This window comes from Tardiphaga sp. 768_D3_N2_1 (assembly GCF_052076105.1).
In the GTDB taxonomy this organism is placed as follows: Bacteria; Pseudomonadota; Alphaproteobacteria; order Rhizobiales; family Xanthobacteraceae; genus Tardiphaga.
Genome location: NZ_CP197245.1, coordinates 2457685 through 2479406, shown reverse-complemented (window position 1 = coordinate 2479406; position 21722 = coordinate 2457685). Strand labels below are relative to the sequence as shown.

15 protein-coding genes and 1 pseudogene are annotated in these 21722 nt (G+C 62.4%); 9 read left to right on the top strand and 7 right to left on the bottom strand.

Annotation, left to right across the window (positions count from 1 at the left end; all coding sequences use genetic code 11):
- The first annotated feature begins 44 nt into the window (after nt 1-44).
- From AB8A27_RS11465 to AB8A27_RS11450, 4 genes and pseudogenes are all read left to right on the top strand, one after another.
- Nucleotides 45-2537 carry a penicillin-binding protein 1A gene (locus tag AB8A27_RS11465; protein WP_092143507.1) on the top strand — a complete coding sequence of 831 codons (2493 nt, stop codon included), beginning with the start codon at nt 45-47 and terminating at the stop codon, nt 2535-2537.
- Nucleotides 2538-2645: 108 nt separating this feature from the next.
- A protein-coding gene (prfB, locus tag AB8A27_RS11460; protein WP_139212551.1) for a peptide chain release factor 2 occupies nt 2646-3777 on the top strand; the annotation gives its coding sequence in 2 pieces (ribosomal slippage) (nt 2646-2714 and nt 2716-3777; 1131 coding nt in all).
- A 3-nt stretch (nt 3778-3780) separates the two neighbouring features.
- A pseudogene (locus AB8A27_RS11455) lies at nt 3781-4667 on the top strand (NAD(P)-dependent oxidoreductase).
- A gap of 163 nt (nt 4668-4830) precedes the next feature.
- On the top strand, nt 4831-5214 hold the full coding sequence (locus tag AB8A27_RS11450) for a hypothetical protein (RefSeq protein WP_441242002.1): 384 nt from the start codon (nt 4831-4833) through the stop codon (nt 5212-5214).
- A gap of 60 nt (nt 5215-5274) precedes the next feature.
- Here AB8A27_RS11450 and AB8A27_RS11445 read toward each other — a convergent pair whose 3' ends face one another.
- Nucleotides 5275-5904 (bottom strand): helix-turn-helix domain-containing protein, encoded by a 630-nt coding sequence (locus tag AB8A27_RS11445; RefSeq protein ID WP_441242001.1) that lies wholly within the window; start codon nt 5902-5904, stop codon nt 5275-5277.
- A gap of 258 nt (nt 5905-6162) precedes the next feature.
- Here AB8A27_RS11445 and AB8A27_RS11440 point away from each other — a divergent pair, with 258 nt between their 5' ends.
- Together AB8A27_RS11440 and AB8A27_RS11435 are read left to right on the top strand one after the other, a co-directional pair.
- Nucleotides 6163-7032, top strand: a complete 870-nt coding sequence (locus AB8A27_RS11440) for a fumarylacetoacetate hydrolase family protein (RefSeq protein WP_441242000.1) — start codon at nt 6163-6165, stop codon at nt 7030-7032.
- Nucleotides 7033-7185: 153 nt separating this feature from the next.
- Nucleotides 7186-8166: a Bug family tripartite tricarboxylate transporter substrate binding protein gene (locus tag AB8A27_RS11435; protein ID WP_441241999.1), complete on the top strand. Its 981-nt coding sequence runs from the start codon at nt 7186-7188 to the stop codon at nt 8164-8166.
- Here AB8A27_RS11435 and AB8A27_RS11430 read toward each other — a convergent pair.
- From AB8A27_RS11430 to AB8A27_RS11415, 4 genes are all read right to left on the bottom strand, one after another.
- Complete coding sequence (locus AB8A27_RS11430) at nt 8163-10223, bottom strand: carbamoyltransferase C-terminal domain-containing protein (RefSeq protein WP_441241998.1); 2061 nt, start codon at nt 10221-10223, stop codon at nt 8163-8165. The genes AB8A27_RS11435 and AB8A27_RS11430 overlap by 4 nt on opposite strands.
- A 162-nt stretch (nt 10224-10385) precedes the next feature.
- Nucleotides 10386-11744, bottom strand: a complete 1359-nt coding sequence (locus AB8A27_RS11425) for a M23 family metallopeptidase (protein ID WP_441241997.1) — start codon at nt 11742-11744, stop codon at nt 10386-10388.
- Between the two features lie 91 nt (nt 11745-11835).
- A complete protein-coding gene (locus AB8A27_RS11420; RefSeq protein ID WP_441241996.1) occupies nt 11836-12609 on the bottom strand; it encodes a peroxiredoxin in 774 nt (257 codons plus the stop codon).
- 357 nt (nt 12610-12966) lie between these two features.
- Nucleotides 12967-13527: a hypothetical protein gene (locus AB8A27_RS11415; protein WP_441241995.1), complete on the bottom strand. Its 561-nt coding sequence runs from the start codon at nt 13525-13527 to the stop codon at nt 12967-12969.
- A 6-nt stretch (nt 13528-13533) separates the two neighbouring features.
- Here AB8A27_RS11415 and AB8A27_RS11410 point away from each other — a divergent pair, with 6 nt between their 5' ends.
- Nucleotides 13534-16719 (top strand): hypothetical protein, encoded by a 3186-nt coding sequence (locus AB8A27_RS11410; RefSeq protein ID WP_441241994.1) that lies wholly within the window; start codon nt 13534-13536, stop codon nt 16717-16719.
- 47 nt (nt 16720-16766) lie between these two features.
- On the opposite strand, the gene AB8A27_RS11405 is transcribed toward AB8A27_RS11410, so the two are convergent.
- Nucleotides 16767-17510, bottom strand: a complete 744-nt coding sequence (locus tag AB8A27_RS11405) for an IclR family transcriptional regulator (RefSeq protein WP_441241993.1) — start codon at nt 17508-17510, stop codon at nt 16767-16769.
- Between the two features lie 239 nt (nt 17511-17749).
- On the opposite strand from AB8A27_RS11405, the gene AB8A27_RS11400 reads away from it, so the two are divergent.
- Together AB8A27_RS11400 and AB8A27_RS11395 are read left to right on the top strand one after the other, a co-directional pair.
- Nucleotides 17750-18973 carry an ABC transporter substrate-binding protein gene (locus AB8A27_RS11400; RefSeq protein ID WP_441241992.1) on the top strand — a complete coding sequence of 408 codons (1224 nt, stop codon included), beginning with the start codon at nt 17750-17752 and terminating at the stop codon, nt 18971-18973.
- A 105-nt stretch (nt 18974-19078) separates the two neighbouring features.
- The gene (locus AB8A27_RS11395) at nt 19079-19849 is read left to right on the top strand and encodes an SDR family NAD(P)-dependent oxidoreductase (RefSeq protein WP_441241991.1); all 771 of its coding nucleotides are present in this window, start codon (nt 19079-19081) and stop codon (nt 19847-19849) included.
- A gap of 75 nt (nt 19850-19924) precedes the next feature.
- On the opposite strand, the gene AB8A27_RS11390 is transcribed toward AB8A27_RS11395, so the two are convergent.
- Nucleotides 19925-21619: a methyl-accepting chemotaxis protein gene (locus tag AB8A27_RS11390; RefSeq protein ID WP_441241990.1), complete on the bottom strand. Its 1695-nt coding sequence runs from the start codon at nt 21617-21619 to the stop codon at nt 19925-19927.
- Nucleotides 21620-21722 lie beyond the last annotated feature (103 nt).

Here is a 21722-nt window from a genome sequence, read left to right as displayed (position 1 = left end):
CGTATGCTATATTGCGGCACAGCGATTGAAACGGATCGTCGATAATGCGTCTGCTGGTGCGGTTTATGGGTTTCTTGTTCGCCGCAGGAACCGTGGTGTTCCTGGTGGGCGTCGCAGCCGCAGCAGGCTTGATCTGGCATTATTCCAAGGACTTGCCGGACTATTCGCAGCTTCAGGATTATGAGCCGCCGGTCATGACGCGCGTCCACGCGGCGGACGGCGCTTTGCTCGGCGAATACTCCAAGGAGCGCCGGCTCTATCTGCCGATTCAGGCCGTGCCGAAGCTCGTGATCAACGCGTTCCTTGCGGCCGAAGACAAGAATTTCTACGAGCATGGCGGCCTCGATTATTCGGGCATGGCGCGCGCGATGGTGCTTTACGCCCAGAACCTCGGCTCCAACCGCAGGCCGCAGGGGGCGTCGACGATCACGCAGCAGGTCGCAAAGAACTTCCTTCTGACCAACGAGGTGTCGTTCACCCGCAAGATCAAGGAAGCCTTGCTGGCGATGCGCATCGAGCGCACCTATTCGAAGGACAAGATCCTCGAATTGTATCTCAACGAAATCTATCTCGGCCTCGGTGCCTATGGCATCGCTGCCGCGTCGCTTGTCTATTTCGACAAGTCGGTGAACGAACTGACCGTGTCGGAAGCTGCGTATCTCGCGGCTTTGCCGAAGGCGCCGTCATCGCTGCATCCGGTCAAGAACCGCGACCGTGCCATCGAGCGCCGCAACTATGTGGTCGATCGTCTGCTGGAGAACGGCTGGATCAAGCAGGCCGATGCCGACAAGGCGCGCAAGGAGACGCTGAGCGTCACCGGCCGCAACAGTTCGGGTCACATCTTTGCCGGCGAGTATTTTGCCGAGGAAGTGCGCCGCGACATTCTTGAGCGTTACGGCGAAAAGAAGCTCTATGAGGGCGGCCTGTCGGTTCGAACGACGCTCGATCCGAAGATGCAGCTGATGGCCCGCAAGACCATGACTAATGGTCTGATCAATTTCGACGAGGTCCGTGGTTGGCGCGGTGCGACCAACAAGATCGATATCTCCGGCGACTGGGGCGTGAAACTTGCCGAAGTGAAGGCACTGTCGGACATCGCGCCGTGGAAACTCGCGGTCGTGCTGGATGTCAGCGATCAGTCGGCACGGATCGGCTTCCAGCCGGGTCGTGAACTTGGCGGCGCCGTGCTCAAGGATCGCCAGACCGGCATCCTCACGCTGGACGGCGTGCGCTGGGCCAAACCCGCTGCCGGCCCGACAAAGGGCAAAACACCGACGGCCGTGTCGCAGGTCTTGGCCGCGGGCGACGTGATCTATGTGGATCCGCTCACAAACAAGGACGGCTCTGTCGTCGAAGGTCAGTTCCGGCTGCGGCAGTATCCGGAAGTGTCCGGCGCGATGGTTGCGATGGATCCTTTGACCGGACGTGTGCTCGCCATGGTTGGCGGCTTCTCGTTCGACCAGAGCCAGTTCAACCGCGCCACGCAGGCCTATCGTCAGCCCGGCTCGTCCTTCAAGCCGCTGGTCTATTCGGCAGCGATGGACAATGGCTACACGCCGTCCACCGTCGTGGTCGACGCGCCGATCGAGATCGATCAGGGGCAGGGTGCGGGTGTCTGGCGTCCGGAAAATTATTCAACCGGCAAGTATTACGGCCCGGTAACGCTGCGTAATGCGTTGATGCGCTCGCTGAACACCGTGACAGTGCGGCTGGCGCAGGACGTCGGCATGCCGCTGATCGGCGAATATGCCAAGCGATTCGGCGTCTATGATGAATTACCGAACTATCTCTCCTACGCGCTCGGCGCGGGTGAAACGACCGTCATGCGGATGGTGACGGCCTATTCGATGTTTGCCAATGGCGGCCGCCGCGTGAAGTCGACGCTGATCGACCGCATTCAGGATCGCTATGGGCATACGATCTTCAAGCATGACCAGCGCGAATGCCGCGGCTGCGACGCGCCGGATGGCTGGAAGAACCAGGCCGAGCCGCAGCTGGTCGATCGCCGCGAGCAGGTGCTTGACGCCATGACCGCCTACCAGATCACCTCCATGATGGAAGGCGTCGTGCAGGGCGGTACCGCGACCGTGCTCCGCGAAGTCGGCAAGCCGATCGCCGGCAAGACCGGCACGACCAATGACGAGAAGGATGCCTGGTTCATCGGCTTCTCGCCTGACGTGGTGGTCGGTATCTATGTCGGTTACGACAAGCCCCGGAACCTCGGCAACAAGGCCACCGGCGGTGCGCTGGCTGCGCCGATCGCGAAGGACTTCATGAAGCTTGCGCTCGCCGACAAGCCAGCCGTCCCGTTCCGCGTGCCTGCTGGCATCAAGCTGATCCGCGTCGATGCCAAGTCGGGTATGCGCGCCGGACCAGGCGATGGCGGCCGCACCATCCTCGAGGCCTTCAAGCCGGGTACCGCACCGCCGGACAACTACTCCGTGATCGGTGTCGCCGATGCGGATGGTCGTTCGCTCTCGGTGTCGCCGGAAACCGACCGCAGTTTCATGCGGCCGGGAACGGGCGGGCTGTATTGAGGCTCATCTGACCCACAGCAGATCCTTGCGGATTGCGCTTTGCCGCGCACGCCGCTACATCCCGATCACCATTCGTATTGCGGCTGATGCCGCCAGATCAGAGTTTCCATGCGCGCTGAAATCGAACGCCTCGTAGAAGAGATCAAGCAGTCAGTCGGGCTGCTGAGGAGGCATCTTTGACGTCGATGCATCCACGGCACGACTGGCTGAGCTGAACGCTCTCGCCGAAGACCCCAATCTCTGGAACGATCCCCAAAAGGCCCAGCGCCTGATGCAGGAGCGCACCTCGCTCGAGGACTCGCTTCAAGGCATCGGCAAGGTCACGCGTGAACTCGACGACAATATCGAGATGATCGAACTCGGCGAGGCCGAGGGCGACCAGGGCGTCGTGACGGAAGCCGAGAATGCGCTCAAGGCGCTAAAGAAAGAGGTCGCGCGCCGCGAGCTGGAAGCGCTGCTCTCTGGCGAGGCGGATCGCTTCGACACCTATCTCGAAGTCCATGCCGGCGCCGGCGGCACCGAAAGCCAGGACTGGGCCTCGATGCTGCTGCGCATGTATACGCGCTGGGCTGAAAAGCACGGTTTCAAGATCGAGTATCTTGAAGAGACCCAGGGTGAAGAAGCCGGCATCAAGTCGGCGACGATCCAGATCTCCGGTCACAATGCCTATGGCTGGCTGAAGACCGAAGGCGGCGTGCATCGTCTGGTGCGTATCTCGCCTTACGATTCCAATGCCCGTCGGCACACGTCGTTCTCATCCGTCGCGATCTTCCCGGTCGTGGACGACAGTATCAAGATCGATATCAACGAGTCCGATGTGCGCGTCGATACGATGCGCTCGGGCGGCGCGGGCGGTCAGCACGTCAACAAGACGGAATCCGCGGTGCGTCTGACGCATATTCCGAGCGGCGTCGCGGTGGTCTGTCAGGCCGGCCGTTCGCAGCACAAGAACCGCGCGCAGGCGTGGGACATGCTGCGCGCACGACTGTACGAGATCGAGCTGAAGAAGCGCGAAGAGAAGGCTGCTGCCGATCAGGCCGCCAAGACCGATATCGGCTGGGGTCACCAGATCCGCTCTTATGTGCTGCAGCCCTATCAGATGGTGAAGGACCTGCGCACCGGTGTGCAGACGTCGGACACCTCTGGCGTGCTCGACGGCGACCTCGACGAGTTCATGGCGGCGACGCTGGCGCAGCGCGCCTTCGGCACAACGCCTGGCGCGATCGAGGACGTAGACTAACCCATGCCCCATGTTGCGTTCATCGGCTTGGGACGCATGGGGCACGGCATGGCCGGCCGTTATCTCGACGCCGGCTTCACGACTGCCGTCTGGAATCGCAGCAAGGCCAAAGCCGAAGACCTGATCGCGCGGGGCGCCCGCTGGGCGTCGTCGCCGGCGGATGCTGCTGATGGCGCCGATGCCATCGTGACAATGGTTGCCGATGACGAGGCGTCCCGGAATGTATGGCTTGGCACCGACGGTGCCGGGCGGGCTGCGAAGCAGGGCGCACTGGCGATCGAATGTTCGACGGTGTCGCACCAGCATGCGCTCGACCTTGCGAAAGCGCTGCAGGAACGCGGGCTGACCTATATCGATTGTCCTGTTACCGGCCTCCCGGACGCGGCTGCGGGTGGCAAGCTCACGCTGTTGGTCGGCGCAGAAGCCGCCGATCTGGAAAAGGCCCGGCTGTTCCTGACGCCGATAGGATCGACGATCCGGCATTTTGGCCCCGTCGGATCGGGCACGGTCTACAAGCTGATCAACAATCTGATGGGCGCGATCCATATTGCCGGGCTCGCCGAAGGTCTGGCCATTGCCGAACATGCCGGGCTGGACATGAAGCTGGTTCTGGAGTCCATCGCTAGCGGCGTTGCTGCGAGTCCGCAGGTCCTGCGACACGCGCCGCGGATGGTGGCGCGCGATTATCGGGAGCATCCTTCACCGCTGCACTGCGCCATAAGGATGCGGCCTATGCAGTGAGGCTGGCCGAGCAGTTGTTGCAGGCGAAGCCCTTGATCGGTACCGCAGCAGTTGAAGTCTATGAAAAGGCGAAGGCTTTCGCGCCAGACGACGATGAAGCCAAAATGATCGAGCTCATTTCGCAAGCAAGAGACAGCCGAGCGAACTGAGCGCCCGTCAAGTCTGCGGCGTCTTGAAACAGTCTCGCTTTTGCGAGCGTGCTTCCGTTCTCCTTGCCACCCGGTATCATCCGCAGGCCGGAACTCAACATCCGGCGCTGGCTTATCCCGACGTCGCATGTCGCGATGTCACGAATTCAATGGGGTGTGGGGCATGAGGAAGATCATTCCAATTCTTGCTGTTGGCGTTGCATTGATGCTGGGCGGCTGCGGCCGCGATCCCGGGCCGGCAGGTCCGAAGGGCGAGACCGGTGCGCAAGGACCGGCAGGACCGCAGGGCGCGCAAGGCGTTCAGGGTGTTCCGGGAGCGCAGGGACAGGCTGGAGCACAGGGGCCGCAAGGTCCGCAGGGGACGCCCGGCGCGAAGGGTGACAAGGGCGATGCGGCACCAGTGAGCTTCCGTGCCGTGCAGGCCGATGGCGCGGTCAGCTGCGAGGCGACGGAGACGCTGGTATCCGTTGTGTGCCCGAGCGGTGGCGCGCCGGACGGCACCAAGTGCACGACGACGCCAACCGTCGGTCTCTGCCTGAAGAAGTAGGCGCGAACAAGCGGGGGCGGCAGCGCGCAAATACGCGTGCGCCGCCCTTCGGTCCGAATGCTAGGCTTTGCCGTCGCTCCGTCTGCCAAACGACGGCGGCGCCGAAATCACGAGATAATATTCGCAGGCGCGCGTAGTGCGGTTCTCGAACCAATGTTCGACATCCACTTCGAAGTAGAGCGAGTCGCCTTCGTCGAGCACCGTTTCCGTGTCTTTTGTTTTGACGGTGACCTTTCCGCGCGCGACCAAAACGTGTTTCGACGTGCCGACGGGGTAGGCGGGCAACTCACCCGTCGATGTCTTCGGCGGCAGGTGATGAAGCGCGACTTCGACGGGCATCCCCGCCATGACCGGCGACAGGAGGAAGCGTTCGAAGCCGGTGTCCGCGTCGCGGAACACCGGCCGCTGGTCCTTCCGGACGATTGCAAAGGCGCGGCGAGGGCCGTCGTCGTCTCCCATGAGAGACGAGAATGATGTGCCGAGGGCCAGCGCGATGCGCCGCGCGACGCCGATGGTCGGGCTCTTCTCGCCGCGCTCGACCTTGGACAGCATCGCGCGGCTGACGCCGGACTGTTTCGAAAGCTGCTCCAGCGTAAGATCGGCTTCCTCACGCAGGACGCGGACCCGATCGCCGAATGCGCGGCTGACGGGGTCTTCGCGAACGACCTTCCGTACTGCCGCCTTCGCCATATCGGGTGTTGCTCCGTTTCAACCTGCGATTCTACTTTAGGCGCGGTTTCGCACGATGTCACACCCTGCCGGATCAAAAACGTTGTTCCGGCCCGCTGTATTTTAGGGAATTTTCGCGCAGAAGTGGCGATTGGTCGCGTCTTCTAAAGAGGAAAAGTCGAGGGTTGCCCGCTTGCGCAAATCTCCTATCGAAGATAACTGTACCTTTAGGAGATGCGGCGCATCAGCCGCTCCACAAGCGAATATCAGGAGGAAATCATGCACCTTGTCACGTTCATGCACGAAGGCCGGCCGACTGTCGGCATTGCTGACGAGGCGCTCTCCAAGGTTTCGCCGCTCCCGGCCAATGTCGCGCCCGACATGCTGACCCTGATCGCGAATTACGAAGGCCTGAAAGGCAGCATCGCCGGTGCCGCCGGCGCAGCGCTGCCGATCGCCAGCGTGCAGCTCCTCGCACCGATTCCACGCCCGGCGCGTAACGTGTTCTGCGTCGGCAAGAACTATCACGAGCACGCCAAGGAATTCGCAGGCAGCGGCTATGACTCCTCGGCGAAGGAGGTCGTGCCGGAATATCCTGTCATCTTCACCAAGCCGTCGAGCACGGTGATCGGCCAGGGCGCAGCGATCCCGCAATATCTCGATACGACCGATAGCACCGATTATGAAGGCGAGCTTACGGTGATCATCGGCCGTGGCGGTCGCGGCATCAAGAAGGCCGACGCGCTCAAGCACGTGTTCGGCTACACGATCATCAACGACGTCACCGCGCGCACGCTGCAGCACCAGCATCGCCAGTGGTTCATCGGCAAGGGCATCGACGGCTTCTGCCCGATGGGCCCGTCCATAGTCACCGCCGACGAGATGCCCGATCCCACCAAGATGCATCTCAAGACCTTCGTGAATGGCGAGCTGCGTCAGAACGCGTCGGTCGCCGATCTCGTCTTCGACATTCCGACGCTGATCGAGACGCTCTCTGCAGGCATCACGCTCGAGCCGGGCGATGTCATCGCCACGGGCACGCCGGCCGGCGTCGGCCTCGGCTTCACGCCGCCGCGCTTCCTCAAGAAGGGCGATGTCGTGGCGATCGAAGTCAGCGGCATCGGCAGGCTGGAAAATCCAGTCGGCTGATAAGCTGAGCGACCGATAAGATCACAATCGAGGCGCGTGGGGCCGGTCTGCCCCATGCGAAAATCCCCGCAGGCTTCAATACCTCCGGGCCGCGCTGCGTCCTTTGATGCACGCAGCCGATGCATCGCCGAATATAATAAACGGGAGATAACCATGAAACGCCGTGATTTCCTTGCGGGCCTTGGCGGCCTGTCGACCCTCGCACTGACTGGCCAGACCGCGCATGCGCAGGAAGCGTGGCCGAGCAAGAATATCAGCATGGTCGTACCGTTTCCCGCGGGCGGGCAGGCGGATATCGCCGCACGTCCCGTTGCGACCTATATGCAGAAGGTGCTCGGCAAGGCCGTCATCATCGACAACCGCAGTGGCGCAGGCGGCTCGCTCGGTAATGCGACCGTGGCGCGCGCAGCGCCCGACGGGCACACGCTGCTGATGACGCTGTCGTCGCTCGCGGTGCTACCCGAGTCGGATCGCATCTACGGTCGTCCGGTCGCCTATGAGGTCGATCAGTTGCAGCCGGTCGCACGCGTGCTCGCTGATCCCACATTGTTCGCAGTGCCGGCCAGCGCTCCCTGGAAGACGATCCAGGAATTCGTCGCCGATGCCAAGGCGCGTCCCGGTGCGATCTCCTACGGATCGTCGGGTCCGTTCGGCACGCTCCATATCTCGATGGAAATGTTCGCCCTCGCGGCGGGCATCCAGATGCTTCACGTTCCGTATCGCGGCGCGGCACCGGCGATCAGCGATCTCATCGGCGGGCAAATTCAGGCGCTGGCTTCCGCGCCCGGCACGCTCAAGCAGCATGTCGATGCCGGTACGCTGCGTGTTCTCGCGAATTTCGGCGGTGAGCGTCTTGCGGCATTTCCGAACCTGCCGACGTTCAAGGAGCTGGGTTATCCCGATGTCGAGTTTTACATCTGGGCTGGCCTGTTCGCGCCGAAGGGCATGCCTGCGCCGGTCGTGACCAAGCTGCGCGAGACCATGCGCGATGCGTTGAAGGATCCCGAAGTCACCAAAGTCTTCGAGGCCGCCGGCAACATGCCCGCCTATCAGGACTCAGAGGAGTTTGCGGCTTTCGTGGCCAAGGACAGTCAGCGTCTGGTCGCCGTCGCCAAGAAAATTGGCAAGGTCTAAGCACGGGCGCGAGACCACTCCGCGAGCCACGCCGTAAATCGGCCACTGTCGCGGGGGCCTCCATGCCAGGCAGCGGTCACCTGACCGTCGCTTGCAACCATCAGCACCACGTCGAGACCTGCGGAGCGCCGCAAGGTCTCGACGGCCTGTTGCGGCGTCTGTGCGATCGGGCCGGCGACGTTGAATGAGGTATTCACCGACAGCTCCACGCCGATATGGCGACCGAGCGCCTTGAGATAGGCGTGGGTGAGCGGATCGTCCCCCGCACGGACGATCTGGATACGTCCCGTGCCGTCAGCATGGATGACCGCCGGGATTTTTTCGCGCGCATGCGGCTTCGATTGCGCGGTCAGGACCATGTAATTGTAGGCGTTGTAGTCCGCGTCGGACGCGCCTTCCAGCAAATGGAAATATTCAAGAGCCGCTTCGCGCGTTGCCATCGGCGCGAGAGGACGGATGGCCTCGCGATATTTGACGCGTTCGTTGAGCCGTTCGCGGGTGCCGGCATCGCAAGGGTTGGCGAGGATCGAGCGATGGCCGAGTGCGCGCGGGCCGGTCTCGGCCGCGCCTTGATAGAGCGCGATGATGCCGTTCTGCGCGACAAGATACGCCATCAGGTCTGCGATAGCTTCGAGTCCAGCCGGCGTTGAGATATTACCGATGATCCTTGAATTGATGTCGTCGGCCTTGAGCGCGGCCGCGATGTCTTGCGATGGGGGTGTATCGCCGCAATAGAACGCATGCGTCATCGCGGCGCCGCGTGGCGCGCCGATGAGATGCGCGAACGTCCAGGCTGCGCCAATGGTCACGCCAGGATCGCCGGGCGTTGGTGGCATCCACAGATGCAGGCGCGCCTTCCGGCCCTGTTCACGCACGAACCACGTTTCGTCGAAGTGTTCGAGCAGTCGCATATTGCCGAGCGCATTCAGTGCGACGCCGCCGGTGAGGACCAGCCGATGGGCACCGGTCTTGCGCAGCAGGCCGCCGACCACATGGATCATCGCGTCCTCAAAGACGAGTTGTGTGGCCGCGGCCTTATCGAGGCGATCCTGCGTATCCGGCCGGTGTTGGATGTCCTCGACACGCAGCACTGCATCTGGATTCCACAGCTGATCGGGCTTCAGCGGCTCGCCGAGAATGTCGATCAACGGCTGTTTGTAGGGATTGTCGAACGGGTCGCAATACCAGTTACCCATCGCGCGGTTGAGTTGGATCTCTCCATTCGCACCGAAATGCAGCACCTCGCGCAACCGCGCGTAATACGGATTGCTGGCGCGATCCATGTCGCCCCAGGCGGCGGCACCCATATAACGGCCTTCGCTGGAGAGCCAGGTCCAGCCGCCCTGTGTCGACGAGATGACGCTGTAGAACGCGCCGAGGGAGTCGAACACGCTGTCATTGCAATACAGCCGCTGCATCTCGCCGTGCTCGGCGACATAGAGCGAGATGGAGCCTTGATCGCCTGTACCGTCCAGCACGGCGATCGCCACCGGTTCGTCATCGGGGAAAGGCGATGCGGCAACGGAGAACCAGGCGTGGTTGTCGTGGTGTGGCATCATCAGCAGCGGGACACGCGCGGGCAGGCCGAATTGCTTGCGAAGCAGTTTCGGGGTCCGCGTCATCTGTTCGAGGCGCCGCGCGTCGAAGCTGACAGAGTTCTTGGTGCGCAGCAGCTTCAATCCGTCGGGAAGTTCTTCGACGATGCTTCGCACCAGCGTGCCGAGCAGATCGGGATAGTCCCAGGTCGTCAGCCATGCATCGATATCGGCGACATCACGGCCCATCGTCTGCAGCGTGACGCGCATCGCATCGAGGGCCGCGCGCGGATATTGTGTGGTGTGCTTGTCGCCCGAGAAGCGCTCTTCTTCGTTGTTGACGATCAAGCGCGGGCCGTGAGCCTGCGTGACTTCGACCAGCGCTACGCCCGAATTGTGCGTGCCCGGCAGTCCGAGGCCGGCGAGTAGAACCGTTTCGCGGCGCCCCAGTTTGGCGCGTAGCTCCGAAATGCGACGGACCGTAAAATGGGAGTCGTTGGCGTGAAAACCGGCCAGCGTCATCGCCCAGGTCGCGACCCGTCGGGTGGCACGAAAACAGAACCGACCGAGGCGGGGGAAGCGGGGACCAATGCGTCGGGGGGATTTCAACGGGCTGCCTCGGATTAACAGAGACCCCGCTTCAACCACAGTCAGGGCAGGGCAACAATGCCCTGCGTGCCGCACCTAGCCTGCGTTGAGGCGGACGCCGGCGCGGAGAAATTTCTGCGGATCGACAGCTTCGCCATCGATGCGGGTTTCATAATGCAGATGCGGGCCGGTGGAGCGGCCGGTCGAACCGACCAGGCCGATCACCTGGCCAATTTTGATGACATCGCCGACCTTGACGTTGATCGCGGACATATGGCCGTAGCGGGTCGATAGGCCGTTGCCGTGGTCGATCTCGACCATGCGGCCGTAACCGCCGGCATAGGCCGCGGAGACGACGCGGCCATTGGCGGTGGCACGGATCGGATCGCCGGTGGCGCCGCGGAAATCGAGGCCGGTATGCATCGCAGGACGGCCGAGGAACGGATCGCTGCGTACGCCGAAGCCTGAGGTGAATTCGACTTCGCCGACGACGGGCTTGCGATAGGGCACCAGCGCCATGGTCCGGTTGAGCTTGTCCATCTGCGCGCGGGTTACGTGGATGCGGTAGAGCTGGCGTTCGAACGGATCCGCGCTCGATGACAGTTTGACCGGCACAAACGGGCCGCCCATCGGGGCGCGCGGTGTGGCGGATTCGAGTTTCGCCATATTGAGCCCGAGGTCCGAGATCGCGCCACGCATGCGACGAACCTTGGAGTCCATGGATTCTTCAGCCGCCGCGAGGGTCGCAATCTGGCGACTCTCGACCTGATCGAGCGAGGCCTGCAGGCGACCGATCACATTGTCGACGCCGCCGAGTTTGGCGAACTGGTTTGGTTGCTGGGCGATGAGAGCGGGAGTGCGGGATTCAAGCCGTGCTTCGCGATCCGGCGGCGCCACGAAGGTTACCGTGTCGCTGATCGGCGACGGCTTGGGGATCGATGTCGTAGGTTCGATCGCGGCTCCACGGGCCGGCGGCTTGCCGATCGAGCCTGTAACAGACAGATCGGGCATGGCGCCGAGCGCAGTGGCACGCGATTCCAGCGTGGTCTGCCGCCGCATGACCTGGTCGAGCTTCTGGTCGAACTGCTCCTGGTCCAGCATCTGCCGGCTGGTGGTGCGGTCGATCTTTGCACGGAGCTCGGCGATGCGATCTTCGTAGGCGTATTGCATGTCGGCTTGGCGCGCGATGAGCTTGGTCAGCACGTCGTCGCGAAAGGCAAAATAGGTGGCTGTGGCCGCAGACCATGCCCCCAGCACGGTCACCGTGCCGACGACGATCCAGAACACCACCGGCCCGATGCGGACCTGCTTGCCGCGATGGGCGATCGTGTAATCGCTTTGATTGGCCTTGGAGGCGGGCGCCTTGACCGGCCCGACGCGGCGCGCCTGTGGCCGTCCATGGTCGTGTGCGTGGTGCTGAGGGTACTCGGCATATTGGGTAGGGCGGTTCGACATCAGCACTCCTGATGCCAGCCGGAGACTCGTCGGCTGGCTCAACGGAGGCGATTTGAGCCCTTCATGGTTAATTTTGAGCAAATGACATTGATCAAATCCGACGTGCTTCTTCGAGCACCGCGTCTGCGTGTCCATCCACTTTGACGCCGCGCCAGATCTTCGCGACGTTGCCTTTTGCGTCGATCAAAACCGTGGTGCGAAGAACGCCTTCGAAGATTTTGCCGTACATCGATTTTTCGCCCCAGGCACCATAGGATTTCAGCATTGTCTGTGTGGCGTCGGAGAGCAGTGGGATACCCAGAGCGAACTTGTCGCGGAACGTCTCTTGGGCCTTCAGCGGATCGGCCGAGACGCCTAGCACGGCGGTGTTGGTAGCCTGAAAGTCGGCGGACAACCGGGTGAAGTCGATGGCTTCCTTGGTGCAGCCGGGTGTGCTGGCACGGGGGTAGAAGAAGATCACCAGCTTCTGCCCGGCATAGTCCGACAGCGAGACGGTGGCGCCGCCATCGCGTGGCAATTGGAATGCTGGGGCCTTGGCTCCCTCGGCTGCGACACTGGGGGCCGGTGCGATTTTCTCGGGAGCCGGTTTCGGAGCTGCTGCGGGTTTCGGTGCGGGCTTTGGCGCCGCTTTGGCGGTGACGGTCTTGGCAGCGACCGTCTTGGCCGCCGGAGCCTTCCTGACGGCAAGCGCTTTCGACGCTTTGGCAGGGGCCTTTGCCGCCGGCTTGGCTGGCTTTGTCGCCGCTTTCTTGGCGGGGCTCTTCGCAGCAGCCTTGGCTGGCTTTTTCACCGCCTTCGGCGACGCAGTCTTGGTGGCCTTCTTCGCTGCGGCCTTGGCGGGTTTCTTGCTGGCTTTCTTGGCCATGGATGTTCCTTTCTTCGCATTCAGCGGTTCAATTGGGCGGCGCGCCTGACGAGACGCTTGGCCGCAGTTTCCAGCGTCAGTCCGGCTTTCGCGCTTGATGCGTTTTCTGCCACTGTACAGATGGCCCGTTTCGAGGGATTCTTGCGCAATTTCTTGGACATACGCCTTCCTTTCGTCGCTTTCGGCGGCTCAGTGTGATGACATTGCAAAGCACCGGCGACCGGGGTGGCTGCACGTTGCAGTGCAAATGCGCTGGCCCAAATATGCTGGTCTCGGAGTATGGTTACAAAGGATTCGACGCAACACACGTTCCGTGCGCCATAGGGGCGCCGCAACGACCGCACGACGAGTGATAATTCAAACCGAGGATTGGCAGCGATGCCGGCAGAAAAGCGCTCGTCGGTTGTCGATGCGCGAAGGGCCGGTGACGACCATTCTCATAGTCAGCGCCAGCACCGAGAGGCAATGGCCAGAAATAAACCGCCACAAGCGTATCGATCGCGCGCCGATGACGAGTCCTTGCAATGGGATGATGCCGATTGGGATCATCAGCATGACGAGGCCGGGCATCACCGTGCGCGTCGCTTGCTGTCCAAGAAGGAGAGTGGCTGGCACCGTTTCGGCGATCGGCTCGTTGCGCTTCGCGATTGGCTGTCCGGCGGTCGATGGGTCAAGCGGATTGCGGCTGCCCTCGGCATCCTTCTGATTATTTTTGGCGTATGCTTTGGCGCCTTGTGGGTCCGGCTGGGCGCAGGCCCGATCAATTTCGACATGGCCACACCGTGGCTGGTCGACGCGATCCAGGACAATATCGGGCAGGGTAATACGGTCGAAGTTGGCGGCACGCAGATCGAACGTGCGGGGCGGGTCCGGATGGCTGTGCGGATCCGTGACATCGTCGTTCGTGACCGTGATCACGCCGTCGTGGCCAGTGCCCCGAAGGCCGAAGTCCGGCTTTCCGCTGCTGCCATGATGATGGGCCGCTTGCGCGCCGAAAGCCTCAACCTGGTCGATGTTGTGCTGGCTGTGCGCATTACGCCGGATGGGCAGGTGACCGTGTCGACCGGCGAGAACGCTCGCCCGATCGCGACGGGTGTCGCATCGCCACGCACACCAGGGTCTTGGCTCGGTCCGGGCAAACAACCGGAACTCACTTTTCCACGGCAGCCGCAGCCGCCGGTGGTCCAGATTCCGCAACCCCCCGCTGACAGGCGTGAGGCCCCCACCGGCTTGCTGGCGGGTCTCGACTGGCTCGACAGCCTGACCCTGTCGGGCCTCGACGGACAGAACCTCAACGAGATCGGTCTGAAGAACGGCAAGCTGGTGGTTGATGACCAGCAGCGCGGCAATACGTGGGACTTCAACAATATCAGCCTGACCCTGCGCAGACCGAGCGGCGGCGGCGTCATGATGACGGTGGGCGAAGGTGGCAAGGCGCCATGGACACTCGGCGTCACGGTCGGCGCGCCAGCCAATGGCGTGCGTGAGGTCAGTCTGCGTGCCGACAAGGTCTCGACCCGGAATATCCTGCTCGCGCTGCGCATGAAGGATCTCACTTACAGTGCCGATCTGCCGCTGACCGGTGAGTTGAGAGGCGAAATTGGGCGCGACGGCCTCCCTACTTATTTCCGCGGCAAGCTCACGGCAGGCGCCGGCAACATCATCGATAACGATACGCCGGATTATCCGATGCCGATCGATCAGGCAGAGGTGAGCGTCGAGTGGGATGCCGGCCGCCGTGTGCTGCTGGCGCCGTTCAAGTTCGTGTCAGGTGATAACCGCGTCACTTCGCTTGCCCATGTCGAGCCACCCAATGGCGCGACCGATGCGTGGCAGGCGGGGATCAGCGGCGGCACCATCGTATTGGGTGGAGGTCCGGGCGAAGCGCCGCTGATCTTCAACAGCATCGACATCGGCTTGCGTTTCGATTCCGACAACCGCCGGGCTTTGCTGACGCGAGCAAATATCAGCAACGGCGAGATCGGCGTCGCCGGCACAGGCAGCATTGACTACGCAGGCGAGCCGCGCATGACCCTCGGCTTTGCGGGAACGCCGATGTCCGCTTCGGCGCTCAAGCGCATGTGGCCGATCCTGATCGTGCCGGAAGTGCGCGAATGGGTCACCGAGCGCATCGAGGCCGGGCAGCTCCAGAGCATCGAGATCGGGGTCAATTCGCCGACGAAGAATCTGACACGGCGCGGGCCGCCAATCCCCGATGAGGGCCTGTCGGTGAAGATCCTCGCCAATGGCGTGGCGCTGCGTCCGGTGGATGGCATGCCGGTAATCCGCGACGGCGATCTGCGCGCGCGCGTCACGGGACGGACCGCGACCGTGACGATCGGTCAGGCAAACTCCGAAACGGCGGCCGGACGCAAGCTCAACCTCAGCGATATCGTGTTCGAAGTTCCGGATATGGCACCGAAGCCGTCGCCGGCTCGCGTGCGCTTCAAGCTGGAGGGGCCGGTGGGGGCCGTGGCCGATGTCCTCAACTCCAACCGGCTGAGCGAAGTCACCGGCAACATGCTCGACCCGGCGACCACGAAGGGGAACGTGACCGCGCAGGTCGCCATGGGCATGCCTATCCAGCATGAGCTGACCAAGGCCGATACGACCTACAACATCACTGCGGATCTGACGGCGTTTTCCGCCGACAAGCTGGTGATGAACCAGAAGCTCGAAGCAAACGCGCTGAAGGTCATAGCGAACAATCAGGGCTATCAGGTCAAGGGTGACGTCAAGATCAACGGGCAGGCGGCATCACTCGACTATCGCAAACCAACCGATGGCGATGCCGATGTGCGTCTCAACGCGACGCTCGACGATGCAAGCCGCGCCCGGCTCGGTGTGGACCTCGGACCGGCGGCGGTCGGCAATCTCCCGATCAAGGTTGTCGGCAAGATCGGTTCCGGGGACCGTGACAGCAAGCTCGGGGTCGACGCCGATCTGACGCCGTTGAAGCTCGACAACATCTTGCCGGGCTGGATGAAGCTGCCTGGCAAGAGCGCGCGCGCTGTCTTCAACGTCGTGAAGAAGGGCGACACAATCCGTCTGGAAGATATCGTCATCGATGGCGGTGGGGCTTCGATCAAGGGCTCCGTCGAAGTCGATCAGAACGGTGACCTCGTCGGCGTGAACTTCCCGACTTATTCACCATCCGAGGGTGACAAGACGTCGTTGAAGGCTGAACGTGCTCCGGATGGCGTATTGAAAGTCACGATGCGTGGCGACGTGTTCGACGGTCGCGGTTTCCTGAAATCGGCGATTTCCGGCAAGGATGGCGACCCCAAAAGCAAAACCAAATCGGTCGACTTCGATATTGATGTGAAGCTCGGCGCAGTTGCCGGTTATTACGGCGAGGCGGTTCGCAGCGTCGATGCCAAGATTTCGCGGCGCAACGGCACGATCCAGAAATTCTCCCTGAGCGGCAAGCTCGGTCGCGACACGCCGTTGACGGGGGATATGCGCGGACGAGCCCAAGGCGCCGGCCGTGATGTTATCTATATTGAGACCAACGATGCCGGCGCCTTCCTGCGAGCGACCGACACCTATTCCAAGATGTCGGGAGGCCAGCTTGCACTGGCGATGGATCCGCCGTCGTCGGACGCCCGCGCCAAGGAAGGCCTGATCAATATCCGCGACTTCAGCGTCAAGGGTGAGGCGCAACTGGCCAGCGTCGCCGGAGGCGGGCAGAACGCGGCGCAGAGCAGCGTCGCGTTCTCGCGGTTGCGTGCCGAGTTCACGCGGCAGAACGGCCAGCTCACCATTCGGGACGGCGTCGTCAAAGGTCCGACCGTCGGCGCGACCATCGAAGGCAGTATCGATTACCCGCTCAACCAGGTTCGGATGAGCGGCACCTTTGTGCCGATGTATGGGCTGAACAATATGTTCGGCCAGATTCCGATCGTCGGACTGTTTCTCGGCGGTGGCAGCAATGAAGGCCTGATAGGCGTCACCTATGAAGTCGTGGGCACGCCCGGCGCGCCGGTGCTGCGCGTCAATCCGATCTCGGCCATGGCGCCGGGCGTCTTCCGCAAGATTTTCGAATTCGGTACCGGCAAGCAGAACAATTCTGTCGAATTCCCGGGGACGCCGAACAACAATAGCAACTAACGACGTTCTACGGCTTAAGCGCAGCGTTCACGCGTGTTGCGCGGGGCCTAGCCGGACGCGAGTTCGGACGCGAAGCGCTGCATCAGTTTCTGGATGATGGCGGCCGTTTCCGGACGTCGTGCAAAGCAACGCGATGTCGGACCGGCAACCACCAGCGACAATCGGCGATGTTGCACCGGCAAGGGCACGGCGACGCCCGCGAGGTCGGCGATATATTCCGATGAACTCTGCTGATAGCCGCGTTCGGCGGCCTCTCTGAGTTCGTCCTCGATCGCTTCTGCCGTTATCGGCGTGGTCTCGGAGAAGGCTTCGAACTTGATCTTGCGATAGATCGCCTTGCGTTCCTCAGGCGAATGCTGCTCGAGAATGGCACGGCCCACCGAACTCGCATGGACCGGAACGCGGTCGCCGATCTGGGCGAAGTAGCGCACCGAATGCGTGGACTCGACGACATCCAGAAAGATCGCGGACGTTCCGGCGAGGGCGGCGATGGCCGTCGTCTCGCCGGTTCGGTCGGCAATCTCGGTGACCAGTGCATGAGCTGCGTCCGGGAGCGGCTCGGCATCCGCAACAGTGCGGGCGAGGGTGAGCCAGCGTGGGCTGGGATAGTAGCCGTTGCGGGCACGAGGCTCATAGAGCCACCCCTTGTCGGCGATGGTGCCGACAAGATTGAACGTGCTGGAACGTGGCCAGCCGAGGTCGTCCGAAATTTCGGCCAGCGTCGCGGGGCGCTTGCGGCGGGCGAAATACTCCATCAGTTCCAGGACGTTGGCAGCTTGTCTGACCAGCATTGAAATTCTCGTTCTTCCATTTGGGTACGCCACGAATGGCGAGCTGTCCGCGTTTCCGCACGGTCTGGTTGACCTCTGTATCGCTGAAATGGCTTTGAAAGCCATCCACATCGACAACGCCGGTCTTGACTTACAATTCACGTATAGGTCTTATAAATTCATAAACAAGAATTATTCGCTTGATCGCCGGCTGGCGCGTTGCCCGGGGTGAATCATGGAATTCGTCAGGGGAGGAATAAATGACCATTCGTAATGCTCTTGCCGTGTCAGCCTTGGCGCTGTCGCTCGGGCTGTTGTCCGCGCCGATCGCGTCGGCGCAGACGCCGGTGAAGCTCGGCGTTCTCGCCGACATGTCCGGCATTTTCTCGGACATCGGCGGCATGGGCTCATTCGATGCCACCAAGATGGCTGTCGAGGACTTCAACAAGCTCCCGGGCGCGGACAAGTTCAAAGTCGAAGTGATCCAGGGCGATCCGCAGAACAAGCCAGACATCGCGCGCAACATTGCGCGCAAGTGGTACGAGACCGAAGGCGTCGATGTTCTCGTGGATATTCCAACCAGCGCCACGTCGCTGGCCGTCGCGCCGCTGACGGCCGAGCTCAACAAGGTTGCGCTGTTCACGGCATCCGGCACATCGGACCTGACCGGCAAGGCTTGCACCCCGAACTCGGTGCACTGGACCTATGATACCTGGGCACTGGCACACGGCACGGCCGATGCCATGACCAAGGCCGGCGGCAAGAGCTGGTTCTTCCTCACGGTCGATTTCGCGCTCGGCGCTTCGCTGGAGCGCGACGCCACCGCGGTTATCAATGCCAATGGCGGCAAGGTGCTCGGCAGCATCAAGCACCCGACCGATTCCAACGACTTCGCATCCTATCTCCTGCAGGCGCAGGCCTCCAAGGCCGAGGTCATCGCGCTGGCGAATGCCGGCGGCGATACCATCAAGGCGATCAAGCAGGCGTCGGAATTCGGCATCGTGCAGGCCGGTCAGAAGCTCGCCGGCATGCTGATGTTCATTTCGGATATCCACTCGCTGGGTCTCAACACGGCGCAGGGTCTGCAGCTCACTGAGGGCTTCTATTGGGATCTGAACGAGCAGACCCGCACTTTTGGCGAGCGCTTCGCCAAGCGTAACAACGGCCGCTATCCCAGCATGAACCAGGCTGGCGCCTATTCGGCGTCGCTCACCTATCTGAAGGCGGTCGCCAAGGTCGGCTCGCCGAAGGATGGCGCGGCGGTCGTGAAGGCGATCCGCGATATGGGCACATTCGACGATCCGCTGTTCGGCAAGACCACGCTGCGCGAGGACGGCCGCGTGCTGCACGACATGTATCTGCTGCAGGTCAAGAAGCCCGCTGAGTCGAAGAAGCCGTACGATTACTACAACGTTCTGGCGACGATCTCGGCCGATACCGCATTCCGCCCGCTCAAAGACGGCGGCTGCCCGCTGATCAAGTAACGGCTGCAACAACGAACGATGAGAACGCGCAGATGTCGGTGACGCCGCGCTGCGCGTTCTTCATTGTCTGAACTGCAACTTCGAACCCACCACAAGGACAACAGAATGCGTCTCGCCAATAAACTCGCCGCCGTCACCGCTGCTGCATCGGGCATGGGACGCGCCGGCGTCGAGCTCTTCCTCAAGGAAGGTTCCAGGGTCGCCGCCATCGACGTCAATGCGGACGCGCTGGCGCAGCTCAAATCCGACATGAAGAAGCTGGGTTATGAGCTCACCACTATCCAAGCCGATCTGTCGAAGACCGAACAGATGAAGAGTTCAATCAACGACGCGGCTGCCGCGCTCGGCGGCATCGACATCCTGTGGGCTCATGCCGGTACGCCGGGGCCGGCCGGGGTTGAGAATCTCGATCTCGCGGCTTACGAATTCGCGATGTCGCTCAATGTCACCTCCGCCACGCTGGCGGCCGGCGAAGTCATCAAGCACATGCGCAAGCGTGGCGGCGGTTCGGTGATTTTCACCTCGTCGGTGTCGGGCATCGTCGGCTCGATGATGAGCCCGATCTATTCGGCTGCTAAATTCGCCGTGGTTGGCCTCACCAAGTCGCTGGCGCAGGCATTCGCTCCCGATCAGGTCCGCGTCAACGTGATCTGCCCGGGTCTGGCAGATACGCCGATGAAGCTCGGCTTCACCGGCCGCTCGGGCGTCGCGGCGGAAGCCGCGGCCAACGAAGCCAAGCTGTTGGCGGCGGTGCCCATGGGCCGTCTCTGCAAGGCCGAGGATGTGGCGCATGCCGCGTTGTGGCTCGGTTCGGACGATGCCTCCTTCATCACGGGCGTTGCGCTGCCGGTGGACGGCGGCTTCACCGCGCGCTGACCGGCAGTCGCTCCCAGAATAGCGAGGGGCGCAGTCATTGCTGACCGCGCCCTTCTAGCTTGAGGGATATCTGCGTCAGGCCGCGCGAACGCCTGCGAGGAAGGTTTTGACTTCGCCGGACAGTTGTTCCGCCTGTTTCGACAGGCCCGTTGCCGCACTCAACACCATGCCCGCAGCGTTGCCGGTCTCGTGCGCTGCCGAGCTGACACCGCCGATATTGGTGGTGACGTTCTGGGTCGCCTGTGCCGTCTGCGTCACGTTGCGGGCAATTTCGGCAGTCGCTGTACCTTGCTCCTCGATGGCAGAGCCGATTGTGGTAGCGATTGCGCTGACTTCCTCGATCGTGGCGGTGATGCCCTGAATTGCGTCGACGGCTTCCTTGGTTGCGCTCTGGATCTGCGCGATGCGGGTGCTAATCTCCTTGGTAGCATCGGCGGTCTGGCCGGCCAGGCTCTTCACCTCGGTGGCAACCACAGCGAAGCCGCGGCCGGCATCCCCGGCACGTGCAGCTTCGATGGTGGCGTTCAAGGCGAGGAGATTGGTCTGGGCGGCGATGGTCTGGATCAGCTCGACCACATGTTCGATCTGCTGTGCGCCATCGGCGAGCGCCCGCACGATGGTGTCGGTGCGGCGTGCACTGTCCACGGCATGGGTCGTGATTTTTGCCGATTGTGCCATTTGACGGGCGATTTCGCTGATCGACGATGACAATTCTTCGGCGGCAGATGCGACCGTCTGGACGCGGCTGCTGGCTTCCGTTGCGGCCGAACTCACCATCGTAGCCTGCTGGTTGGTGCGGTCGGCTGTTCCCGTCATGGACTGTGCGGTGGCTTCGAGTTCGGTCGAACCTGATGCCATCAGGCCAACCAGCTGGCCGACGGATGCGTCGAAGCGATTGGCGAGAGCGATCAGCGCCTCGCGCTTCTCGGTTTCGCTCATTTGCTTCAGCTTGGCCTGCTCGGCTTCGAGAGACCGCGCCGTCAGCGATGTCTGCCGCAGCATTTCCAGCGTCTCCGCCATGCGGCCGATTTCGTCGCCGCGATCGGTCTCCTCAACCTTGGCGTCGAGCGCGCCGTTGGCGATGTCATGCATGCGTGACTGCAACCGGAGAAGTGCGCCCAGAATATCGCTGGAAATCAGCCACGACAGCAGCGCCATCAAAGCGAGTACGCCAGCACCGATGGCGCCGAGGCGCATCAGCAGGGCGTTCATGTCGGCATCGAGGTCGTCCACATAGACGCCAATACTGATAACGACGTTCCACGGCGCAAATTTGCGGGCGAACACGACTTTCGGTCGGGGCTCATCCTGGCCGGGACGTGGATACAGATAGGTCGCGGTCGCGCCTTCAGGCTTGCTGTTGGCGGCGGCGATGACGGCGGATGCGATCAGGACGCCATTGGAATCCTTGCCGTTGGTAATGGTGCCTTCGAGTTTCGGCAGCGTGCCGTGGACCATCACGGTGGAGTCAGCGCGATAGGCGAGCACGTAGCCCTGTCCCTTGTCGAACAACATGCGCCGGCTGCGCAGGCGAAGCTGATCTTCAGCTTCCGGCAGCTTCATCTTGCCGGCTTCAACCTCGTCCTGCAGCGATTGCGCGAGGCCGGTGACGAGATCAACGGCGGTGCGGAGCTGCAAAATCCGGTCCTCCATCATCCGCTTCTGACTAAGCGAAGCGGCGACCGCGATGACCGCGCAGACCGCGATGGCGGAGACCGCGACCATGCTGACGAGCTTGGTGCGGATCGTGAAGTTACTGAGCAGACTCATCTGGACCTCGGCATGAGAGCGACCAGATAATAATACCGTCAACCTGCTTACTAATGGTAAATCTCGGGTTGCACTGCACATCTTGAAGCGAGTTCAGCATGCG